Annotated in this window: 21 protein-coding genes and 3 pseudogenes; 4 read left to right on the top strand and 20 right to left on the bottom strand. The window is 34.8% G+C overall.

Annotated features, from left to right (window positions below):
• Positions 1-5: 5 nt before the first annotated feature.
• The 10 genes and pseudogenes from M5A78_RS15450 to M5A78_RS15405 all read right to left on the bottom strand — a co-directional run bounded on the left by M5A78_RS15450 (position 6) and on the right by M5A78_RS15405 (position 7,477).
• The gene (locus M5A78_RS15450; protein WP_248736172.1) at positions 6-824 is read right to left on the bottom strand and encodes a hypothetical protein; all 819 of its coding nucleotides are present in this window, start codon (positions 822-824) and stop codon (positions 6-8) included.
• 22 nt (positions 825-846) lie between these two features.
• A complete protein-coding gene (locus M5A78_RS15445; RefSeq protein WP_248736171.1) occupies positions 847-3,270 on the bottom strand; it encodes a heavy metal translocating P-type ATPase in 2,424 nt (807 codons plus the stop codon).
• An 85-nt stretch (positions 3,271-3,355) separates the two neighbouring features.
• Positions 3,356-3,562, bottom strand: a complete 207-nt coding sequence (gene copZ, locus M5A78_RS15440) for a copper chaperone CopZ (RefSeq protein ID WP_248736170.1) — start codon at positions 3,560-3,562, stop codon at positions 3,356-3,358.
• A gap of 16 nt (positions 3,563-3,578) precedes the next feature.
• Positions 3,579-3,899 (bottom strand): metal-sensitive transcriptional regulator, encoded by a 321-nt coding sequence (locus M5A78_RS15435; RefSeq protein ID WP_248736169.1) that lies wholly within the window; start codon positions 3,897-3,899, stop codon positions 3,579-3,581.
• A 728-nt stretch (positions 3,900-4,627) separates the two neighbouring features.
• Positions 4,628-4,741: pseudogene (locus M5A78_RS15430) on the bottom strand (IS3 family transposase); the annotation flags it as partial.
• A 121-nt stretch (positions 4,742-4,862) separates the two neighbouring features.
• Entirely contained in the window at positions 4,863-5,261 is a 399-nt protein-coding gene (locus M5A78_RS15425; protein ID WP_248736228.1) for a cytidine deaminase family protein, read from the bottom strand.
• Between the two features lie 443 nt (positions 5,262-5,704).
• Complete coding sequence (locus tag M5A78_RS15415) at positions 5,705-6,334, bottom strand: DUF1349 domain-containing protein (RefSeq protein WP_248736168.1); 630 nt, start codon at positions 6,332-6,334, stop codon at positions 5,705-5,707.
• A gap of 194 nt (positions 6,335-6,528) precedes the next feature.
• Positions 6,529-6,636: a DUF418 domain-containing protein gene (locus M5A78_RS24975; RefSeq protein ID WP_406603711.1), complete on the bottom strand. Its 108-nt coding sequence runs from the start codon at positions 6,634-6,636 to the stop codon at positions 6,529-6,531.
• Positions 6,637-6,715: 79 nt separating this feature from the next.
• Positions 6,716-7,183 carry a class I SAM-dependent methyltransferase gene (locus M5A78_RS15410; protein WP_406603710.1) on the bottom strand — a complete coding sequence of 156 codons (468 nt, stop codon included), beginning with the start codon at positions 7,181-7,183 and terminating at the stop codon, positions 6,716-6,718.
• 144 nt (positions 7,184-7,327) lie between these two features.
• On the bottom strand, positions 7,328-7,477 hold the full coding sequence (locus M5A78_RS15405; RefSeq protein WP_248736167.1) for a hypothetical protein: 150 nt from the start codon (positions 7,475-7,477) through the stop codon (positions 7,328-7,330).
• A 363-nt stretch (positions 7,478-7,840) separates the two neighbouring features.
• Between M5A78_RS15405 and speD the strand changes: the two genes are divergently transcribed.
• Positions 7,841-9,346 (top strand): adenosylmethionine decarboxylase, encoded by a 1,506-nt coding sequence (speD, locus tag M5A78_RS15400; RefSeq protein WP_248736166.1) that lies wholly within the window; start codon positions 7,841-7,843, stop codon positions 9,344-9,346.
• A 206-nt stretch (positions 9,347-9,552) separates the two neighbouring features.
• Here speD and M5A78_RS15395 read toward each other — a convergent pair whose 3' ends face one another.
• Positions 9,553-11,013, bottom strand: coding sequence for an IS1182 family transposase (locus M5A78_RS15395; protein ID WP_248736165.1), 1,461 nt, complete (start codon positions 11,011-11,013; stop codon positions 9,553-9,555).
• A 563-nt stretch (positions 11,014-11,576) separates the two neighbouring features.
• Between M5A78_RS15395 and catA the strand changes: the two genes are divergently transcribed.
• The gene (catA, locus tag M5A78_RS15390; protein WP_248736164.1) at positions 11,577-12,227 is read left to right on the top strand and encodes a type A chloramphenicol O-acetyltransferase; all 651 of its coding nucleotides are present in this window, start codon (positions 11,577-11,579) and stop codon (positions 12,225-12,227) included.
• Between the two features lie 219 nt (positions 12,228-12,446).
• On the opposite strand, the gene M5A78_RS15385 is transcribed toward catA, so the two are convergent.
• From M5A78_RS15385 to M5A78_RS15355, 9 genes and pseudogenes are all read right to left on the bottom strand, one after another.
• Positions 12,447-12,845 (bottom strand): cytidine deaminase family protein, encoded by a 399-nt coding sequence (locus M5A78_RS15385; protein ID WP_248736163.1) that lies wholly within the window; start codon positions 12,843-12,845, stop codon positions 12,447-12,449.
• A 289-nt stretch (positions 12,846-13,134) separates the two neighbouring features.
• Positions 13,135-13,830, bottom strand: a complete 696-nt coding sequence (locus M5A78_RS15380; RefSeq protein WP_248736162.1) for a GNAT family N-acetyltransferase — start codon at positions 13,828-13,830, stop codon at positions 13,135-13,137.
• A 100-nt stretch (positions 13,831-13,930) separates the two neighbouring features.
• Positions 13,931-14,095, bottom strand: coding sequence for a transposase family protein (locus M5A78_RS24970; RefSeq protein WP_406603709.1), 165 nt, complete (start codon positions 14,093-14,095; stop codon positions 13,931-13,933).
• A gap of 42 nt (positions 14,096-14,137) precedes the next feature.
• Positions 14,138-14,245 (bottom strand): annotated as a pseudogene (locus M5A78_RS24965) (transposase family protein); the annotation flags it as partial.
• Between the two features lie 144 nt (positions 14,246-14,389).
• Positions 14,390-15,352, bottom strand: a complete 963-nt coding sequence (locus M5A78_RS15375) for a threonine ammonia-lyase (protein WP_248736161.1) — start codon at positions 15,350-15,352, stop codon at positions 14,390-14,392.
• Between the two features lie 14 nt (positions 15,353-15,366).
• A complete protein-coding gene (locus M5A78_RS15370) occupies positions 15,367-16,380 on the bottom strand; it encodes an ornithine cyclodeaminase family protein (RefSeq protein ID WP_248736160.1) in 1,014 nt (337 codons plus the stop codon).
• A gap of 305 nt (positions 16,381-16,685) precedes the next feature.
• Positions 16,686-16,946, bottom strand: coding sequence for a hypothetical protein (locus M5A78_RS15365; protein WP_248736159.1), 261 nt, complete (start codon positions 16,944-16,946; stop codon positions 16,686-16,688).
• Between the two features lie 61 nt (positions 16,947-17,007).
• Positions 17,008-17,400: an HXXEE domain-containing protein gene (locus M5A78_RS15360; RefSeq protein WP_406603706.1), complete on the bottom strand. Its 393-nt coding sequence runs from the start codon at positions 17,398-17,400 to the stop codon at positions 17,008-17,010.
• A gap of 28 nt (positions 17,401-17,428) precedes the next feature.
• Entirely contained in the window at positions 17,429-17,647 is a 219-nt protein-coding gene (locus M5A78_RS15355) for a hypothetical protein (protein ID WP_248736157.1), read from the bottom strand.
• 173 nt (positions 17,648-17,820) lie between these two features.
• Here M5A78_RS15355 and M5A78_RS15350 point away from each other — a divergent pair.
• Positions 17,821-18,170: pseudogene (locus tag M5A78_RS15350) on the top strand (WYL domain-containing protein); the annotation flags it as partial.
• A 343-nt stretch (positions 18,171-18,513) separates the two neighbouring features.
• Positions 18,514-18,696 carry a hypothetical protein gene (locus M5A78_RS24815; protein ID WP_319942306.1) on the top strand — a complete coding sequence of 61 codons (183 nt, stop codon included), beginning with the start codon at positions 18,514-18,516 and terminating at the stop codon, positions 18,694-18,696.
• The last annotated feature ends 67 nt before the right edge of the window (positions 18,697-18,763 follow it).

The raw sequence follows: 18,763 nt of genomic DNA, 5'->3' as shown, positions 1-18,763 counted from the left end.
TTTTATTATTTAACTTCGATAACAAATGGGTAGGCATTGACCTGTCCGCGAAACTTGAATTCAGCCCAAAGCTTATAAATACCCGGCTTATCAAATTGTGTTTCAAATACAGTTTTATCATTCGAAACTGGATGGACATGGATAAATTTCTCTCCTGCTTCATCTAGGATGACAACATGACCTAACGCACCTAAATACTCTTCAGGTTTCTCACCCTTTACATCAAAATTAAGAGTAACCTCTTTGTTGACCTCAAATGAATGAGGGGTTAATTCAACCGTTTGACCGTCTATTGTCTTTGTAAAATCTTTATCTGTAATGAGATTATTTTTGCCGTGTATATGATGTGCTTCCCCAACCTGCAACTCAATAGGTCTTACCGCATATTGAAGCCCTTTTGGCTGGATATCAACGAAGGCTTTATAAGAATTATCTGCCAAATTTACCTTCACTTGATATGTTCCTTCGCCCTTTTGTTCTGGATGTAAATGATAGTACTCTTTTAAGTCTGAGCTAACGACAATCAAATGCATATATTTTTCATGAGAAACTTCCAGTTCCGGAGCATGATTATTATTATCTTTTAATTCAATTGTGATTTCTCCATTTGCATAGGATACTTTTGGTGTAACCTCACTGATAGTGTTTGCACCATGATTCTCGTGCTGTTGATGATTCCTGCTTTCTTCCCCCTGTTCAGTAGCTGTATGATTATTGTGTTCCTCTGATTTTGGATTAATGCTTGCATACACACTGTAACCAGCGATGACGATCCCAAGGTAAACGATAGCCGAAACAGCCCAAATCATTATGCTTTTTTTCATATAAGCATCCTCCTTTTCTACATTAAGCTTTTAACTTAATTCTCTGAAGTCTGAGTGCGTTGAGAACAACTGATACAGAACTAAATGCCATTGCTGCACCTGCTAACCATGGTGCTAATAAACCTGCTGCTGCGATTGGAATTCCTATGACGTTATATGCAAGCGCCCAGAAAAGATTTTGCTTAATATTTGTTATTGTCTTCTTACTCATGAAAATTGCGTCCGCAATGCTAGTTAAATCGCCACGAATAAGTGTAATATCTGCAGCTTCCATAGCAACGTCAGTTCCCGTACCGATTGCCATACCGATATCAGCTGTCGCAAGTGCCGGAGCGTCATTAATTCCATCTCCTACCATTGCTACTTTTTTACCAGCTTGCTGAAGCTTTTTCACTTCTTCCGCCTTGCCTTCTGGTAAAACTTCTGCAATCACTTTCTTAATTCCAACTTGGTCCGCAATGGCTTGGGCTGTTTGGGTATTATCCCCTGTAATCATTACTACTTCTAAGCCCATTTTGTGTAATCGGGCAATAGCTTCTTTAGATGTATCCTTAATGGTATCTGCCACCGCCACAATACCTGCATAGCGCCCATCGATGGCTACTAACATAGCTGTTTTCCCTTGCTTTTCCAAGTTCTCCATGTTGGCTAGTACATCTTGGACATTGATGCAATATTTCGCCATGAGTCTACGTGTACCGATGAATAACTGCTTACCATTCACCGTTGATTGGATACCAAAACCAGGAACAGCTTCAAATGTATCAGATGCCCCAAGGTTAATTCCTTTTTCCTTTATACCTTCCACAATTGCTTCTGCAAGTGGATGTTCCGAGTTTCTCTCAGCCGTACCAACCAGCGTTAGAAATTCCTTTTCATCCATGCCGTCTGCTAAAATAACATCCGTTAAAGATGGTTTTCCGTTTGTAACCGTACCTGTTTTATCAAGAATAATCGTATCTAAGCGATGAGTTGTTTCAAGGTGCTCCCCGCCTTTAAACAAAATTCCAAATTCGGCAGCACGACCTGAGCCAGCCATAATTGAAGTTGGTGTCGCCAAACCAAGTGCACAAGGACAAGCGATAACTAATACCGCAATAAATTTCTCAAGGGCATCCGCAAAATCGCCAGGATTTACAGCAAAATACCACACAAGGAAAGTAATAATTGCTATTCCTACAACGATCGGCACAAATATTCCTGAAATCACGTCAGCTAAACGTTGGATCGGTGCTTTAGAGCCTTGTGCTTCTTCAACCACCTTAATAATTTGAGCTAATGCTGTATCTTTACCAACTTTTGTTGCTTTAATTTTCAGGAAACCATTTTTATTAATCGTTGATCCAATAACGTTATCTCCAATTGTTTTATCAATCGGAATACTTTCACCCGTTAACATCGATTCGTCAACCGCTGATTGACCTTCCACAATTTCACCATCAACCGGCACTTTTTCACCTGGTTTTACATAAACAATATCTCCTTCTAAAACTTCTTCGATTGGGATAATCATCTCTTGACCATCACGAACGACAGTTGCATTTTTTGCCTGTAGTCCCATTAATTTTTTAATCGCCTCAGACGAACGTCCTTTAGCCTTAGCTTCAAACAGTTTCCCTAATAGAATTAAGGTAATAAGAACAGCACTTGTTTCATAATAGAGTTCTACCATATGAGCGCCGGAGCCAATCGAGCTAATACTTAAATATAAACTATAGAAATAAGCAGCTGATGTACCAAGTGCAACAAGCACATCCATATTTGCACTCTTATTTCTTAACGCCTTAAAAGCTCCCACATAAAACTGTTTACCAACGATGAATTGTACTGGTGTTGCCAGAGCTAATTGAACCCAAGGATTCATAAACATATCTGGCAGCCAAATAAATCGTGTAAATTCAAAGTGGCTAACCATCGCCCACAATAGAGGGATTGACAAGATAAGAGAGAAAATAAATTTTCCTTGTTGCTTTTCAATTTCTTTTTGACGATGGTCAACTTGTTCTCCCGCATTTTCTTTCTTTTGTTCAAGGGTATATCCTAGCTTTTTAATATCCTCTTTCATTTCAGAGACAGAGATCTGTTCTGGATTATACTCCACAAGGACAGTTTCTAACGCGAAATTGACAGTCGCTTTTTCAACTCCATCTAATTTGTTTAATCGTTTTTCAATTTTATTTGCACATGCCGCACAGGTCATTCCTGTTATATCGAATTCCACTTTTTCCCTTACAACATCATATCCTAAAGACTGAATTTTCTTTTGGAAATCCTGTTCAGATACAACTTCTGGATCATATTTTATAGTGGACTTTTCAAGTGCTAGATTAACATTTGCCTCTTTTACGCCCTCCATTTTTTTGAGTCCTTTTTCAATTCTTGTGGCACATGCCGCACAGGTCATTCCTGTAATTTGATAAATTGTTTCTTTTATATCATTACTCATCGATATTCACCTCTTTCATACGGTTAGGGGGTATATTTCGTTGTTAAAGATAACGTGCTGTTCGTCGCACGTTATCTTTAACTTCCTATTCAACATCATAGCCCTGGTCATCAATTGTTTCTTTGATCTTGCTTAAGGTAACTTCAGCAGGGTTAAATTCAACATCGACTGTCCCTTCTGCTAAATTAACTTTAACAGAATTAACACCATCAAGTTTTCCAACACTACCTTCAATTGAATTTACACAATGGCCACAAGACATTCCATTAACCTTTAAAGTAATCTTTTCCATTAATAAACACTCCCATTTATTTTTTCATTAATTTTTCTATAGTTAAAAGAACTTCATCTAATACTTCTGTATCACCCTCGTTTATTCGTTCCAATACACAAGTTTTAAAATGTCCATCTAGAAGAATTTTTGCCACACTGTTTAAAGCAGATTGTGTAGCTGAAATTTGCGTAATAACATCATCACAATAGGTATCTTTTTCGATTAACCCTTTTATTCCACGGATTTGACCTTCTACTCGATTTAAACGAGTAACCAAATTTTTCTTTACTTTATCGGAATGATGACTCTTTCTTTCTTTAGAAAGATGACAATCATCATTCATTTTTTCATTCATCTAATCTCACCTCCACGTTCACAATATACTATACCCTCCTATAGTATACGAGTGATTAAAAAAAATCCACTGAAATATTGTCTAAAATGAAAAAAAATGTTTTCCCCTTTAATTTGCCCTCCATTTTTGAATTTATTTTTGTAAATCATGAAGTTCATTGCGCTAGCGAGGACATGAATATATTAATGCCGGTAGCCATGATATGCTTACAGTTTCATTTTGAAAACAATCATTGAAAAATCCGGTTATTCTATTGTATAGAACAGATCCTTTTGTGAAAGTTTTCACTTAAACAAACCTTTTACTTTAAGTACATTCCTTCTCAATCTCAAATTATTTTAGAATAAATATCTAATTTAACTCCCAAGTGTTAGTCAATTTTCTACTACTTCTCTTTCTTTGACTCCCCTGTCCGAAGTTGAAGAAGTACCACAAAAATAAGCGTTAATTCTTAAAATAAGCGTTAATCCTTCTTAACCTTAATTATGATATAATAAAAAAACGTCTAATCCCTTATGTACCAAGGGCTTAGACATTTTTATAACCAAGTTTATTTAAGCGTTAATTAGTATTATACGAATTGTTTCCTCTTCTAACATCCGCTTACATCCGTACATTTTGATACTATGTCAAGATAGTAGACACAGATTTCTACCGCGCTTTCGCTTGGTGACCTTCATAAAAATGTTTAAATAAAGAACGATTTAAACGTTTTTATGAAGGTGAAATCAAGCTGCAGATTTTCCATACATCCGTTCATATTCGTTCGGTGTATAATACCCCAAAGTCGAATGGATGCGCTTAGAATTATAGAAGAACTCGATGTACTCAAACAGCGATTTCTTCTTACATAAGTGAAGTACACTCCTTTTTCCAGGTGCCCTTTTTGCTATTTCATTCCAGGTATTTATCGTAATATCTTTGGTATCCCTTTTTCTGTATTGTTAAATTAATAGATACTTATTACCACTCTCTGCCTCGATTAGATTTCCAGTCATACGGCAAAATCTCTTTCAATAAAACAAACGTGTCATTTTCAACCTCTACAACAGCTTCTAAATTTTCTTTTGAAAGCTGACTGATCAACTCACGGCACCGTCCACATGGTGGAACAGCATTTCCTTCCGAGTCAACTGCTACAAAAGCTTTTATTTGATATTCACCATGTTTCAGCATATCCGCAACTGCTGCATGCTCTGCACAAAAACCCATAGAACAAGCTGTATCTATGCTAATCCCTGTATATATATTACCATCTACAGTTTCAATGGCTGCACCAACACCTCCGTACTCAACAAAATCATTTAATACTGTAGGTGAAGTAACTGCAGTTGCAATCTTTTTTAACTCTTTATGATGCATAAGTGTCAACCTCCTCCTCTGGTATATTCAATACAAGCTCGATTGCTTAAAATATAAATGTTTTGAAACAAATTGTTCTTTTACTGCTGTTACGCACAAACACTCATTGGATCTCAGGGCTTTATCCGATCTCCATATTTCCCTCCAATTCGAATCCTTCAAACTCCGTAGCAAAAAATCGCTCCCCTGGGGTTGATTTGAGAGAATCCTTCCCTCTTTTTATCACCTCAGCCATCCAAGTGATATTTTCTGTTAGTCTCTCTTTTTCTGCTTCTTTACGCTTTATAATGCAAGCATCTTTAAAGACCTCGTTTCCCCATGTATGGTCGCTATTCAATTTGTTTAATTATTTTTCCAGGATTTCCACCTACTACAATATTATCTGGTATATCTTTTGTTACGGATTTCCCACCTCTTATAAGAATAAAAATAACCTTGTGTTTTTAATAAACTATTGTATTTTTATCTATATTTTCAATTTTAATGAAGTCAAACTCAGCTTCGTAGTCCTCTCCTTGTGGACTGCAAGCATAAATACCCACATTAATACAATCCTTCTCTTCAAAGAGGTGGGCTATTCTAATTTGTTTCCATGAAGTAGCGTCTAATGAATAATCAACATAGTAATTACTTCCTCTTCTCGTAATTCGATAGAAAAGCGAATCCAGATCTTCTAAATATTCCTGGCTAGACCAATCAGAATAGCCGTAATTTGTTACAACAACACCTAGTTTACTAATCCCATCAGGTATATATTCAACTGATGTCTTTAACCAAGTATCTTTTGAAAATCGAACCATTAAACCAGCTTGATCATATCTATTCTTTGGTTTAGATTTTACTTTAGTAATCACTCTAAAGTCTCCATTTAGTTCATAATATAAAAAATGCCCATTATCAGCTTGAAATTCATAATGTGTTTTTTGCCAGAAATCTGTTTCTTTGTCAGTTTTTATTATTAAGTTCGATTTCTCGCAATTAACCTCCCATTTTTCAGGTGGGGAGAACCATTTTAAGTTTTTATCTAATACTGCATTGTTGAACTCTTCTATTAGTATGTAATTATTGGTCATTAATACTGTCTCCTTTACCTGTTATATTCATTTTTATACAATTTCTAAAATGATAAAAGCCGATTTCCTATGCGGTAAGGTATATTGGCTTTTCCATCATATTAAACTAATACCCGCAATTATTACTTGGGTTCTTGCTGATCTTCTTGTTTTTCAACATATAAATAATTTTGACCTACAGTATAAAAAGGCAATTATTGAGTTATTTTTCTCATAAATAACTCAATAGGTCCTCTTTTGTATTTTTTTCTCCAAAAAACGGAGAAAAAAATACTTCCTACAAAAAAGAGGAATGAGAACATAAGTGAGAAGGCAAGTGTTTGGTTTTCCATTCTATTTAACAATACTAATATTCCAATCCCAACACAATAACATGGCTTACTAGTGCGTTAATGTCATTTGTCCAGTTTTGATAATGGCATTTGTAAACCAATGTCCAGCAAACCTTTCTGCAACATAGATAGAAAGTACAAGCACAACAAGTGCAGTAGACGAATTGGATAAAATATAAAAGACATTTGGCGGAATCGGGCGGGTTTGAAATAAGTATTCGGAAATGGAGGAAGTTTCCATAATGACTTTACCCATATCGTCCACTTTGGAGTTCTCGTATCCAGCATCCAGGAAAAAGCTTTTCCATACGTCTATTCTGTCATGAAGTTCGGCACTATCTTGGTCTCCGTATGCACTAACGAGTACGAAAGGTTTTCTAGGCTTCAAATGATTATTGATATTCCTGAGCAGCCTCAACTTTTCTTGAATATCATCAATAAAATGAAGAACCAAGATACAACTGGCCCTGTCAAATTTCGAGTCTATATGTGGAAGGTCGTCAATCGTTCCCTGAATGAGTCTAACACGCCTTTCCGACCCTAGTTGAACTGATTATTGTTAGCGATTTGAAGCATCTCCTGAGAAGGGTCAACTTCAATAATTTTCCACTTATGCTTGGTGGTCACCATGATGAAAGTTCATTTTCACCACCAGCGCCGATCAAAAGCAGTGATGCCTCTTTTTCGCCCAATTGAGATCAAAGTATGATTGAATCATCGTAAAAAACGCACCATATGTAGGAACAGAGATTCGAGTGTTTTTCTTATATGCAAGAGCCTTTTCGAGATTATGTATAAGTTCTTTATCCATTTTTAATTGCCTCCATTGTCTTCTCCAATTCTATACATTTTTTGAGCAAATATTGCGCTATCAAGAGATGATTTACTAAAAACTTGCGAAATTTTTATATCTATTATATAGTAGAAGTACTATTTTATTAAAGGGTGAACTTTTTGTTAATTGTAGAATTCTAATCTGAATCAACGTAATAGCTTATTTTTGTCGAACATACCACCCATCTGGGGTGTTATTTGTTGTACAAAAAAAGCAGGATTAGAATTAGTTAGCTTCGTATAAACATTTAGCGCGACTAGTTTTAGTCGCGCTTTTTCTATTCGTTGATTTAGACAATTTTAATTTTTTACTTATTAAAATTGAGAGGACGAATCTACAATGCAAAAACAATTACAACAAATTACAGCTGATATGCAGCTTGAAGAACATTATCACACATTAGAAAAAGCTCTACTTGCTTTATATTTCCATAAAAATTGCACGACTAAATCTTTAGCTCATACGACTGACTTACCGATACCTATCGTTTCAGCAATGAAGAAGGAATTTGCCAAGCAAGGTTGGGGTAAACATAGTTTAACGAAAAAAGGCCAGCTCGCTATCTCGCAATACTTTCAACTCTCAGGTGCTGATGCTAAACTCTACCTTCAATTAACGACAGATGATGCATTTCGTACGGAATGGATTACACAAAATATAAGCGAATTAAGTACTATTTATGACGCTAGACCCACAGCTGACGTGACAATTGATCAAGCAAAATGTACAGTTGAGACAGCATTAAAACGTGCATTTCTCGCACTAGACTATACGATTCTACTCAATAAGCGCATTTTGTGTTTAGGTGATGATGATTTCATCAGTATAGCATTAGCGTTTTTACTAAAGAAAATCGCTCCAAATTCTACAACTAAAATTGTTGTGTTAGATATTGATAGACGAATTTTATGTACGATTAGCAAAATAGCAAAGGACTTTAAGCTTCCGATTAAAACAGATTATTATAACGTTCAGGAGCCTTTGCCTAAAACATACGCCCACCAGTTTGATTGCGTATACACAGATACACCATATACCTTGATTGGCGCACAGCTTTTTTTATCACGTGCAATTAACGCACTAAAGCCAGAAGCAATGAGGCATGTGTTTTTTTCCTACGCTAAACGTAGCTATCAAAAGCAGTGGCAGCTACAACAAAGCTTACATGCTATGGGCTTCGTGATTAACAGTATTCAATACGACATAAACACCTACGAAGGTGCGCAGATTATAGGTGCTACAAGCCAATTATTCGTATTACAAACAACTGAGCAAATGACTTCCTCCATTCCTAATCAGCGTAAATTTACGCGACCAATTTACACAGGAGAAATTGAGCGGAAATCCGTCGTTTATCAGTGTACCCATTGTCAGCACTCACTTACAGTCGGCGCTGGCTATCAATACACCACGATTGCTCAACTTCAAGCCAGTGGTTGCCCGAATTGTAAAAATAAAAGGTTTTCACAAATTAAGAGAACAGTACAAAAGATACAATCCCAGCATGCATTAGGGCATCATATTTTATTAGAGTTGCACGATTGCAATGATACATTACTCAATGACGTGCAACAAATTAAAACGATTATGTGTCAAGCTGCCCATAAAGCAAAGGCAACGATCGTGGCCGAACATTTCCATCATTTTTCACCTTACGGGGTTAGCGGTGTAGTCATTATTCAAGAATCACATTTAACGATTCATACGTGGCCAGAGTACGGTTATGCGGCAATAGATGTTTTCACTTGTAACAGTAAATTAGCCTTACAAGAGGCTGTTCAATATATTACTGAGCAATTTAATGCAGGAAATGCCACACAGCATTACCTACATCGGGGTAAATAGAAAAAATGAAGGGCTCCCATAAGCCCTTAAAATGAAACAGGCAAAGAAAAACAAGTTGTTTTTCTTGTATTGGAAGTCCCCCTTTAAATCGAGTAGAGGGAAAATAAAGTAATTTATTTTCGCCCCTCTCACACCACCGTACGTGAGTCTGTCTAACAACTAATTGTAAATTTATAAAGGTTGGAAATTTTTCTGTTGATTTTTGATTAAAATAATATGATTTCATAGAATACATGTAAAATGGGGGCGATGCCCCCTCTGAATTTTCGTATTAACTCTTTAACTCCGATAATATTTATTAGTCTTTTAAAATTATAGGCAAGACAAATAAAGCTTACCTCAGTGTTTACTGATTCAAGCCCTCTTGTTAAAAAATAGGTATAACCGAAATGTCGTTTTATGGTTCCAAATAGATGCTCTATTATAGAACCCCTTTTCTTGTAAATGTGATATTTTTTAATGGTATTTTCAGTAACCTGATCAATGATTTCTTCATCTTTAAACCTAATTATTGATCTTCCACCTTTTGCAGAAGTACACATCTCCTTTTTTCCACACTCATTAAAGTTTACACACGTATAGCGTTTGAAATCCTTACCGTTTTGCTTTCCGTTCCATTTAAAATTTAAACAGTAGCCCATCGGGCAAATAAAAGCATCATTTATTTGATCATACTTGAAGTTTGATTTATCAAAACCGTTTTCAACCTTTTGTTGTTTTCCTTTTTGAGGCTTTATAAGAATTTCGGTCCGCTCATCAACCACTTCAACTATTTCAGACATATTAAAATAACCTGTATCAGCTAAAGCTGTAATATTTTGGTCCTCGAATACTTCATTCGCTTTTTTTACCATATTTGATAATTGGCCTTGATCATTAACATCATTTACTACTTCGAAGTCAACAATTAACTTATTTTTATTATCTACAACTGCCTGAACATTAAAGCAAACCTCAAATTTCCCGTTGTTCTTCATCGATTTTACATCTGAATCAGTTAAACAAACTTGTTTCTTTCCTTGTTCTTTTAGTTCTTCTTTAATGGCATTTAAATTCTTTATCCTATCTTGATAACACTCAATTTTATCATTAATTTTTTGTTTCAAACTTTCGTCATCAGTTGTGTTTAATACGTCATTGATATATTCCTCAATTTTTGCTTCATAGTATTCTAATTTCTCTTTAATAATATTTTCGTTAAAGTGTTTATTTTTTGCACTATTTGCTTTTATCTTGGTACCATCAATAGCGACCAGGATGCCGTCAATAAGTCCAAATCCTTTTAACATAAGTGTAAATTCTTTAAACAGTTGCTTAATGGCTTTTTTATTAATTTTCATAAATGAAGATATAGTACCATGGTCAGGCTTGATTTTCCCAATTAACCACATTAATTCAATGTTTCTGGTTGCCTCGGTCTCCATCAAACGAGAAGACCTGATTTTATTCATATAACAATAAATAAATAATTTTAGGAGATCTTGTCTTCTGTAAGGTTTTTGACCAGACCTGTTTCCAGAATAAATAACAAATCCTAGTTTCTCTAAATCTAAACTATCTATATATGCATCAATTACTCTTACTGGATTATCTTCACTAACATAATCATCCAAAGTATAAGGGAATAGGGTAATTTGATTTCTTTCTTCACCTATAATAAATGGCATTTTCAGCAGCTCCTTTATTATAGGTATTCGACATTAGATATCGATTATCCCCTAATAAATGGAAATAACCTAAAATTGTTAGACAGACTCACGTACGGTTCCGTATACGGCGGTTCAATTTATATTACAGTGTGCACTTTTAAATAATGTTCTAAGGCTGTGTATCGGAAATTCTTTCTATTAGTTGATTTTGTTTGTCTTGCATTTTAAAATTCATAGTAGGGCTTCCTCCTTAAGACTTTGAGTTAGATTGGACTCTATACTCGTATCTTACTGAGGGGCTCTATTTTTTTCAAACCTGATATTTAACGATCTACAGGAATGCTAAACTGCCATTTAGTTGAAGAAGAAATAGAAAAATGATCTGCCGCAGCAATACTATCTCTTCAACTCTCGCACCCGTTAGTCAATAAACCAAAATTGGATGGAAAGGTTTGATTTAAAAATATATATAAATCGGTTACAATGTTATTAACTTTTAAAAAAGGATTGACTCTAATGAAGAAAGCTGACAAGTCTGCCTCCTAAATTCACTTTAGATAAAAATTTAGGAGGCATATCAAATGAACTTTAATAAAATTGATTTAGACAATTGGAAGAGAAAAGAGATATTTAATCATTATTTGAACCAACAAACGACTTTTAGCATAACCACAGAAATTGATATTAGTGTTTTATACCGAAACTTAAAACAAAAAGGATATAAATTTTATCCTGCATTTATTTTCTTAGTGACAAATGTGATAAACTCAAATACAGCTTTTAGAACGGGTTACAATAGCGAGGGAGATTTAGGTTATTGGGATAAGTTAGACCCACTTTATACGATTTTTGATAGTGTATCTGAAACATTCTCTGGTATTTGGACTACAGGAAAGAATGACTTCAAAGAGTTTAATGAGTTATACCTTTCTGATGTAGAGAAATATAATGGTTCGGGGAAGTTGTTTCCCAAAACACCTATACCTGAAAATACTTTTTCTATTTCTATGATTCCATGGACTTCATTTACTGGGTTTAACTTAAATATCAATAATAACAGTAATTATCTTCTGCCCATTATTACAGCAGGAAAATTCATTAAAAAAGGTAATTCAATTTATTTACCGCTATCTTTACAAGTCCATCATGCTGTTTGTGATGGTTATCATGCAGGAATGTTTATGACTTCTATTCAGGAATTGGCTGACAGTCCCAATGAATTGCTTTTATAACATTAGAAAGAACCGACTGTACTTTTTACAGTCGGTTTTCTAATGTCACTAACCTGTCTCTATAATTAAACAATGAAAAGATCGGCTGGATAATAGCCGGTCTTAAACTCAAGCATTGTTCATCATGTTTATAGTCCTCTCGAATAGCTTAACTAATTTTAGAAATATTCAAAAATACCTAACTCTAAAATTATTAAAATTTAAATACTTAATAAACAATTACCACTGTCTACCTCGATTGTTTTTCCAATCATACGGCAAAATCTCTTTCAATAAAACAAACGTATCATTTTCAACCTCTACAACAGCTTCTAAATTTTCTTTTGAAAGCTGACTGATCAACTCACGGCACCGTCCACATGGTGGAACAGCATTTCCTTCGGTGTCCACTGCTACAAAAGCTTTTATTTGATACTCACCATGTTTCAACATGTCTGCAACTGCTGCATGCTCTGCACAAAAACCCATAGAACAAGCTGTATCTATGCTAATCCCTGTATATATATTACCATCTACGGTTTCAATGGCTGCACCAACACCTCCGTACTCAACAAAATCATTTAATTCTGTAGGTGAAGTAATTGCAGTTGCGATCTTTTTTAATTCTTTATTATTCATAATTTATAACTCCCTCTTTTTTGGTATTTTAATTTCTATTAGGCGGTATCGATTGGAATGAGTGTAACAATTAAGTTGTTTGAAGTTCTATGGTTATTTTTAAATTATTCAAACTGACTGTTATTATAAATTATCAAACTTTATTTCAAAACCACATATGGAAAAGCTTTTTTCTGATGCTGGATACGTAAAATCCAAAGTACACGATACGGGTAAAGTCATTATGAAAATTTCTTTTTTTATTCCTGAAAATCAAATCAAATTTTTAACTACAGTTCTTTTAGCATAATTAATCGAATAAGCCTTCACCATCGATCCCCATCGTTCTAAGACAATGCTTTAGAATATTCTTATCAATTCCATTTACAATATAATATTTTTCTCTAAAAATAGCTCCAATGGAAACATTGATTTCTTCATCACTAATTCTATTTTTTTGCACATTTTTAATAAATAAATTTAAAGGTATGTGACTGGCTCCAAAATGTAAGGGTGGTTGGATGTAGTCTAAGTTTTTATATTGTTTATAATTATTCCTTTCGAAAAATATATTTCTTCTGATACAGTCTAGCTTTTCCGTTACTGTATGTGCCATTTCTTGTTTTTCTGTTTCCAAGATAACTGCTTTCAGCGAGGTGTTTCCAGCAAAACTTGCATCTTCGTTTAATAATTCTTCTAATTTCAATAATGTTTTTGTTCCTAATCCTTTACTTCTCACAAGAGGGTTCGTAACAATATAAACGATAAATCCTACATTAACATCTGCTAAATAATGTCCTGTTGCAAAAGATACAATTCTCTCTCCTTCAAAACCAATTAGGAATCGATAATTATTTGGTTTACTGCTTTTTGCATATTGTAAGCTTTTTATGAAAACATCATGTGTTTCTCTCACTTCGACAGGAAATGCTCGATCAAAAATTTCTAGGGCTTTTTCTAAATTACTTACATTATCATTTGTTATTTCATCCCATTTAATTGTCATGCACTTTCCTCCTTAACAAGTCAATTACAGACTTGTTTTCAACGTCTGTAATGACACAACGATAGTTTTTGAGTAGATGGACTTCATCAATACCAAGCCATTAGGGAGTTCTAAAATCTGTTTGTGCTTCAAGTTCTACAACGTAATCATTAAAGATGTTTCGTACAGTCTTTTCATCAACGCCTATATCGTCTGCAACGCTGGTGAATGTCTTTTCAAGACTGGCTTCCTGAATCCAATCTATAAGTCTATTCTTGACATCCATATCAGTCAAGGTTTCAAAAAATGTTTCATTGCACTCCCGACACCTATAACGCTGTCGTTTTATATAAATCCCGACACGTTTAGCGTGCATTGGTAGATCGAAAAATAACTGCTTCTTTTTACCGTGCTTATATAAGTTTGCAACTGTACCACATTTTGAGCAATAGGGGGAGAGTTACAAAAGGTTCTTTTGAGGTCACTTAGTACTCCTAAAGTATGAATCAAAATAACCTTTTAAGTTAAAGAATTAAAAATTTAACGGATTTAATTACAATAGTGCTTTGTCTTTGAATTTTCAATATTTCGCCAAAATAGAAGTTAATAGTTTACCATCAATATTTCCACCTGATAAAACAAGTGCTATGTTTTGTCCACCAATTTTTTCTATGTGTTCCATTATTGCAGCTATGGTTGTACAGCTTCCAGCTTCTACAATATACTTTTCTTCCTTTGCCATAAAACTAACGGCTTTTGCAACGGACTCCTCTGAAACAATTAGAAATTCATCAACATAATCCTTCGCCATTTCGTAGCTTAGTTTTCCGATACCACCAATTAGGGAATCGCAGAGTGACTCTTCACTAGGATATTCTTCGTAGAAGGTATTATCTCTATAAGAATTTATCATAGCGGGGCATGCCTCTGTTTGCACCCCAATAATACGGATATCTGGTTTAATGGATTTTGCAGCAACTGCAATACCTGTAATCAAGCCTCCGCCGCCGATTGGAACAATGATCGTATCAATATCAGGCTGTTGTTCCAGAATTTCTATAGCAATTGTTCCTTGACCTGCATATATTTTTGGATCACTATAATATGCATCTATAAATGTAAGACCATTTTCCTCTATATAAGTCATTCCAAGAGCATGTGCCTCATCATAACTATTTCCCATCAGCATAACATCTGCACCAAAATATTTAATTTTATCAATTTTACTTTGCGGTGTGTTTTTAGGAACAATAACTTTTGCATTTTTGATACCAAGAATTGAAGCTGCATAACTAACAGAGCTGCCGTGATTTCCTGAAGAAATAGTTCCAATACCACGTTCTTTTTCTTCTGTTGTTAGTGTCATCATTTTATTTAATGCACCACGAATTTTAAAACTTTTTGCTCTTTGGAATGATTCAAGTTTAAAGAAATAGCGTTGATTTTGATCTCCTAAATAATAGGATTCTTCTAAGGGTGTTGTTGGTACATATTTCTTAATACGTGTATAAGCATCTTGTATTTCTTTATAATGTAAACTCATTTTTCTATCTCCTTTTAAATATTTGTTTTCGTGCCAAGCTCGTTTTTCTCTGCCTGCTTTAGTGCCATATCAGCTGTAGCTATATCTAAAAGCGCCATACCAGTAGCATCAAAAACTGTTATTTGTTCATTACTTGTTCTTCCCTTAACTTTACCAACTATTAAATCGCCTAGTTCACCAATGATATTTGTTTCATTTATAACGCCTTGTTTAAGTGGAATTTCTATTTCACCAACTTCTTTACAATGTTTCGTATCGTCTACAAACAGTAAGGATGATGTCAGTATTTCAGCATCTATTTCCTGCTTTCCTACCATATCCGCACCGATACAAGAAATGTGCGTTCCTATTTTTAGCCATTCTTTTTTGATGATTGGTTTTCTTGAAGGGGTTATCGTAATGATAATATGACTATCATGTACAGCTTTTTCTAAATCTTCTACAGCTTCAAATGTGATATTATCTATGCTTATACCGAATTGATGTTGAAGTTTATAATGAATCCCTTCGACAAAACTTTTTGCATTGGCTAGTTGCTGTGCAGCTACTCGTACCTTTTTAATTGTTGGCATTGTCGTCAATGTAGCGGCAATTTGGAAGATTGCTTGATTCCCAGCACCAACTATTAATAGGTTTTCTGCGTCTTCTCTAGCCAAATATTTAGCGCCTAATGCGCCTGCTGCTCCAGTTCTCATGCCAGTAATATATGCTGCGTCTGTCATACCAAGAGGCATCCCTGTTTCCGCATCAAATACAGCAATCATACCGATTAGTGTTGGAATTCCTTTTTCGGCATTATCTCCAAACCAAGTGACCGTTTTATGCCCGAAAAGTTGCTTACTTTTTAAATACCCTGATTTAATATCTAAATCAGCTTTACCTCGGTTGAATTCATAAAATACTGTTGGCCATACGTCTGTTAAGCTCTCACTCTTTGCTTTATAAACACTTTCAACAACTTCTATTACTTGTTGCATAGTAATAATTTTCGTTACATCTTCTTTACTTAGAATACGAATATCAAACATTAGTATTAGCCCCTTTCTAGTTACTCGAAAAATTTATAATTTCTTGTCCAATTCTACTCCATTTTTACTCTGTAAATCCCTGCTCCTCTCCAAGTATGAAGTTGCATTTACCCTAAAAAGACAATAAAGCACTGAATCTCACCCCTCCTATAAAGGCCCTAACGGAGTGAAATTCAGTGCTTTTTAGTGTTTTTACCCGGGGGTAAAAACAAGCATCATATTATTTATTTTATAATTCAAAATAAAAATAGCATATTTTTTTGAGATTAGCAATAATTTTTTAAATTTTGTTAAGAAATAAAATACTAGAAGCTGTACTCAAATTTCACATTTGCGAGGTAATCAATTTCCTGTGTTTCCTCGGTTTCAAAAATGGATTCATAAGGCTCATAATCAGGAGTGTATTTTGTTTCCTTCAATTCTTCTAGCAAGGAATTAATGTTCTGTTCCAATTCAGCCGTTCTCGCTTTTAATTCCTCTACTCGCCTTTTCAGTTCCTCTTGATCATATTCATAAGCATTTTTCAATTCTTCAAGTTCCCATTCGTATTGTTGTTGGAGTTCCAATCTCTGCTGTTGTAATTCGTAGAAATCTAACTCTGTATAATCGGAACCTCCATAAGTTCTTCTAAGCTGCCAAATCCGTCAGTCTCTTCACTTGACCACCCCTCATTTGAATAAGAATGAGTCTCTTCCTAGTAATCAAGGTATGTTTTGGTACCCACTTTCGCCTGTGTAAGGATTTACATTTCCCTTTGTTGACCAGTTGTTGTAGAAGCTTCCATCTGGATTGCTTGGATAATGCGGAGATACTATAATAAATCCCCAACGGAATATGCCCCAAGACAACAGCAGCCAATCCAGGGTTATAAAATTGTCCAAGTTTCTTAGGTGTCATAATTCCATGAACCACAAACTGCATCATACCAAACAACATTGGAGCCAATCCTAACCAGATTACATCAGGTAAAAATACTGGAACTAGATACATAATATAAACTATAACAACATTCGTAATCATCGCTGAGTTTTGGTTAAGAGGGTAATTTCTAGGATTTAGTACTAGGTTGAAGTGCCATATTCATTATTGCTGGTTCACCGCCTGGAAATCCATATTCCTCAAATTGATGGATTAAAAGCACTATAAAGTTCATAAACACTAACCTTTGGAGAATACTCATATCCCCCCAAGCAAAGATTAAATACACAATAGATATGATGGCAACAACTAATCCAACATTATACCAATGTCTTCTAAAAAAGTTCATAATAGATAACTCCTTTCGGTTGGTTAATCCAACAAACTGTCGTATTATATATATAATTATAGAACTTTTCAATGCTCTATCAACCGTCAGTTTATGCTCATTTGTCGTATCATCAACGAAAAGAGGAATTATTATGAAGAAAAAACCTGAAATCACAGCCCTGACAAGAGAAAGATCGCATTCTTTCAATCTTATCAACCGAAAAAAGTGAAGATAAATTCATGAATTAGAAGAATGGTTCGACTTTCATGAAGTCAAAAAACCAATTCGATTACATGTACACTTAACAATGGAGGGCGTACGTCAATGTAAAAGCGTTCCCTATTTTGATGGTTTTGTAGTCACACAAGAAGATGAAACTGGATACATAGATACAATTATTGATAAAGATGGGCTTGGTTTTATAACATCACTATTTTTAAGACTTGGAAGTCATGCGCGAATTTTAGAACCAAAAGAAATAATAGATGGATTACGTAAACAAGCTAAACAAATTTTAACTATGTATCAAGATGAGAAATAAAATATTTGTTTTTTATTAGCCTCAACCCCCCTTTCAAATATGGGGGCTGATGAGGCTTTTTCGATAGCTCCTACTTTAAATGCTGCCCGTTAGCCACCCATAAACCATAAAAATCAGTGGTTCACCACAAAGAATGAAAGTGGATCAGGCAGTCTATACTTTTAATGCATGCAAAGAAGTTCTTTGAACTATGGTGCGTTAGAGCCCATTCGTTAGTCTGACTTCAAAGACAACAGTGCGCCACAGACTGTCGCTCCCTTACAGGAAGCACACATGGTGGATTAATCCTATTCTGGTTGATGCACTGCCTCTATTTTATGTTTACCGAAAAAAGGATGTTTTAATGGATGTAGTCATTGAAAGAGCATGTGGTATGGATGTCCATAAGGACAACATTTCTGCCTGTATTATCACACCTGAAGGAAAGGAAATTCAGATTGCTTTCTTATCCATCTCTTCATACTCTCCATATGTTTCTTCTAGCTCTTCCAACCCTACAAATTTCCCGTTATTATCTAAAATATGATACACATCCAACCATCGAGGCAAAAGTATTGGTAGAAATCAATGTGTATAGTATGTAAAGTGATAGA

It is taken from the genome of Neobacillus rhizosphaerae, assembly GCF_937468385.1.
In the GTDB taxonomy this organism is placed as follows: domain Bacteria; phylum Bacillota; class Bacilli; order Bacillales; family Cytobacillaceae; genus Neobacillus; species Neobacillus rhizosphaerae.
Note: the sequence above shows the minus strand (reverse complement) of the source record. Positions and strands in the feature narration are given on the sequence as shown.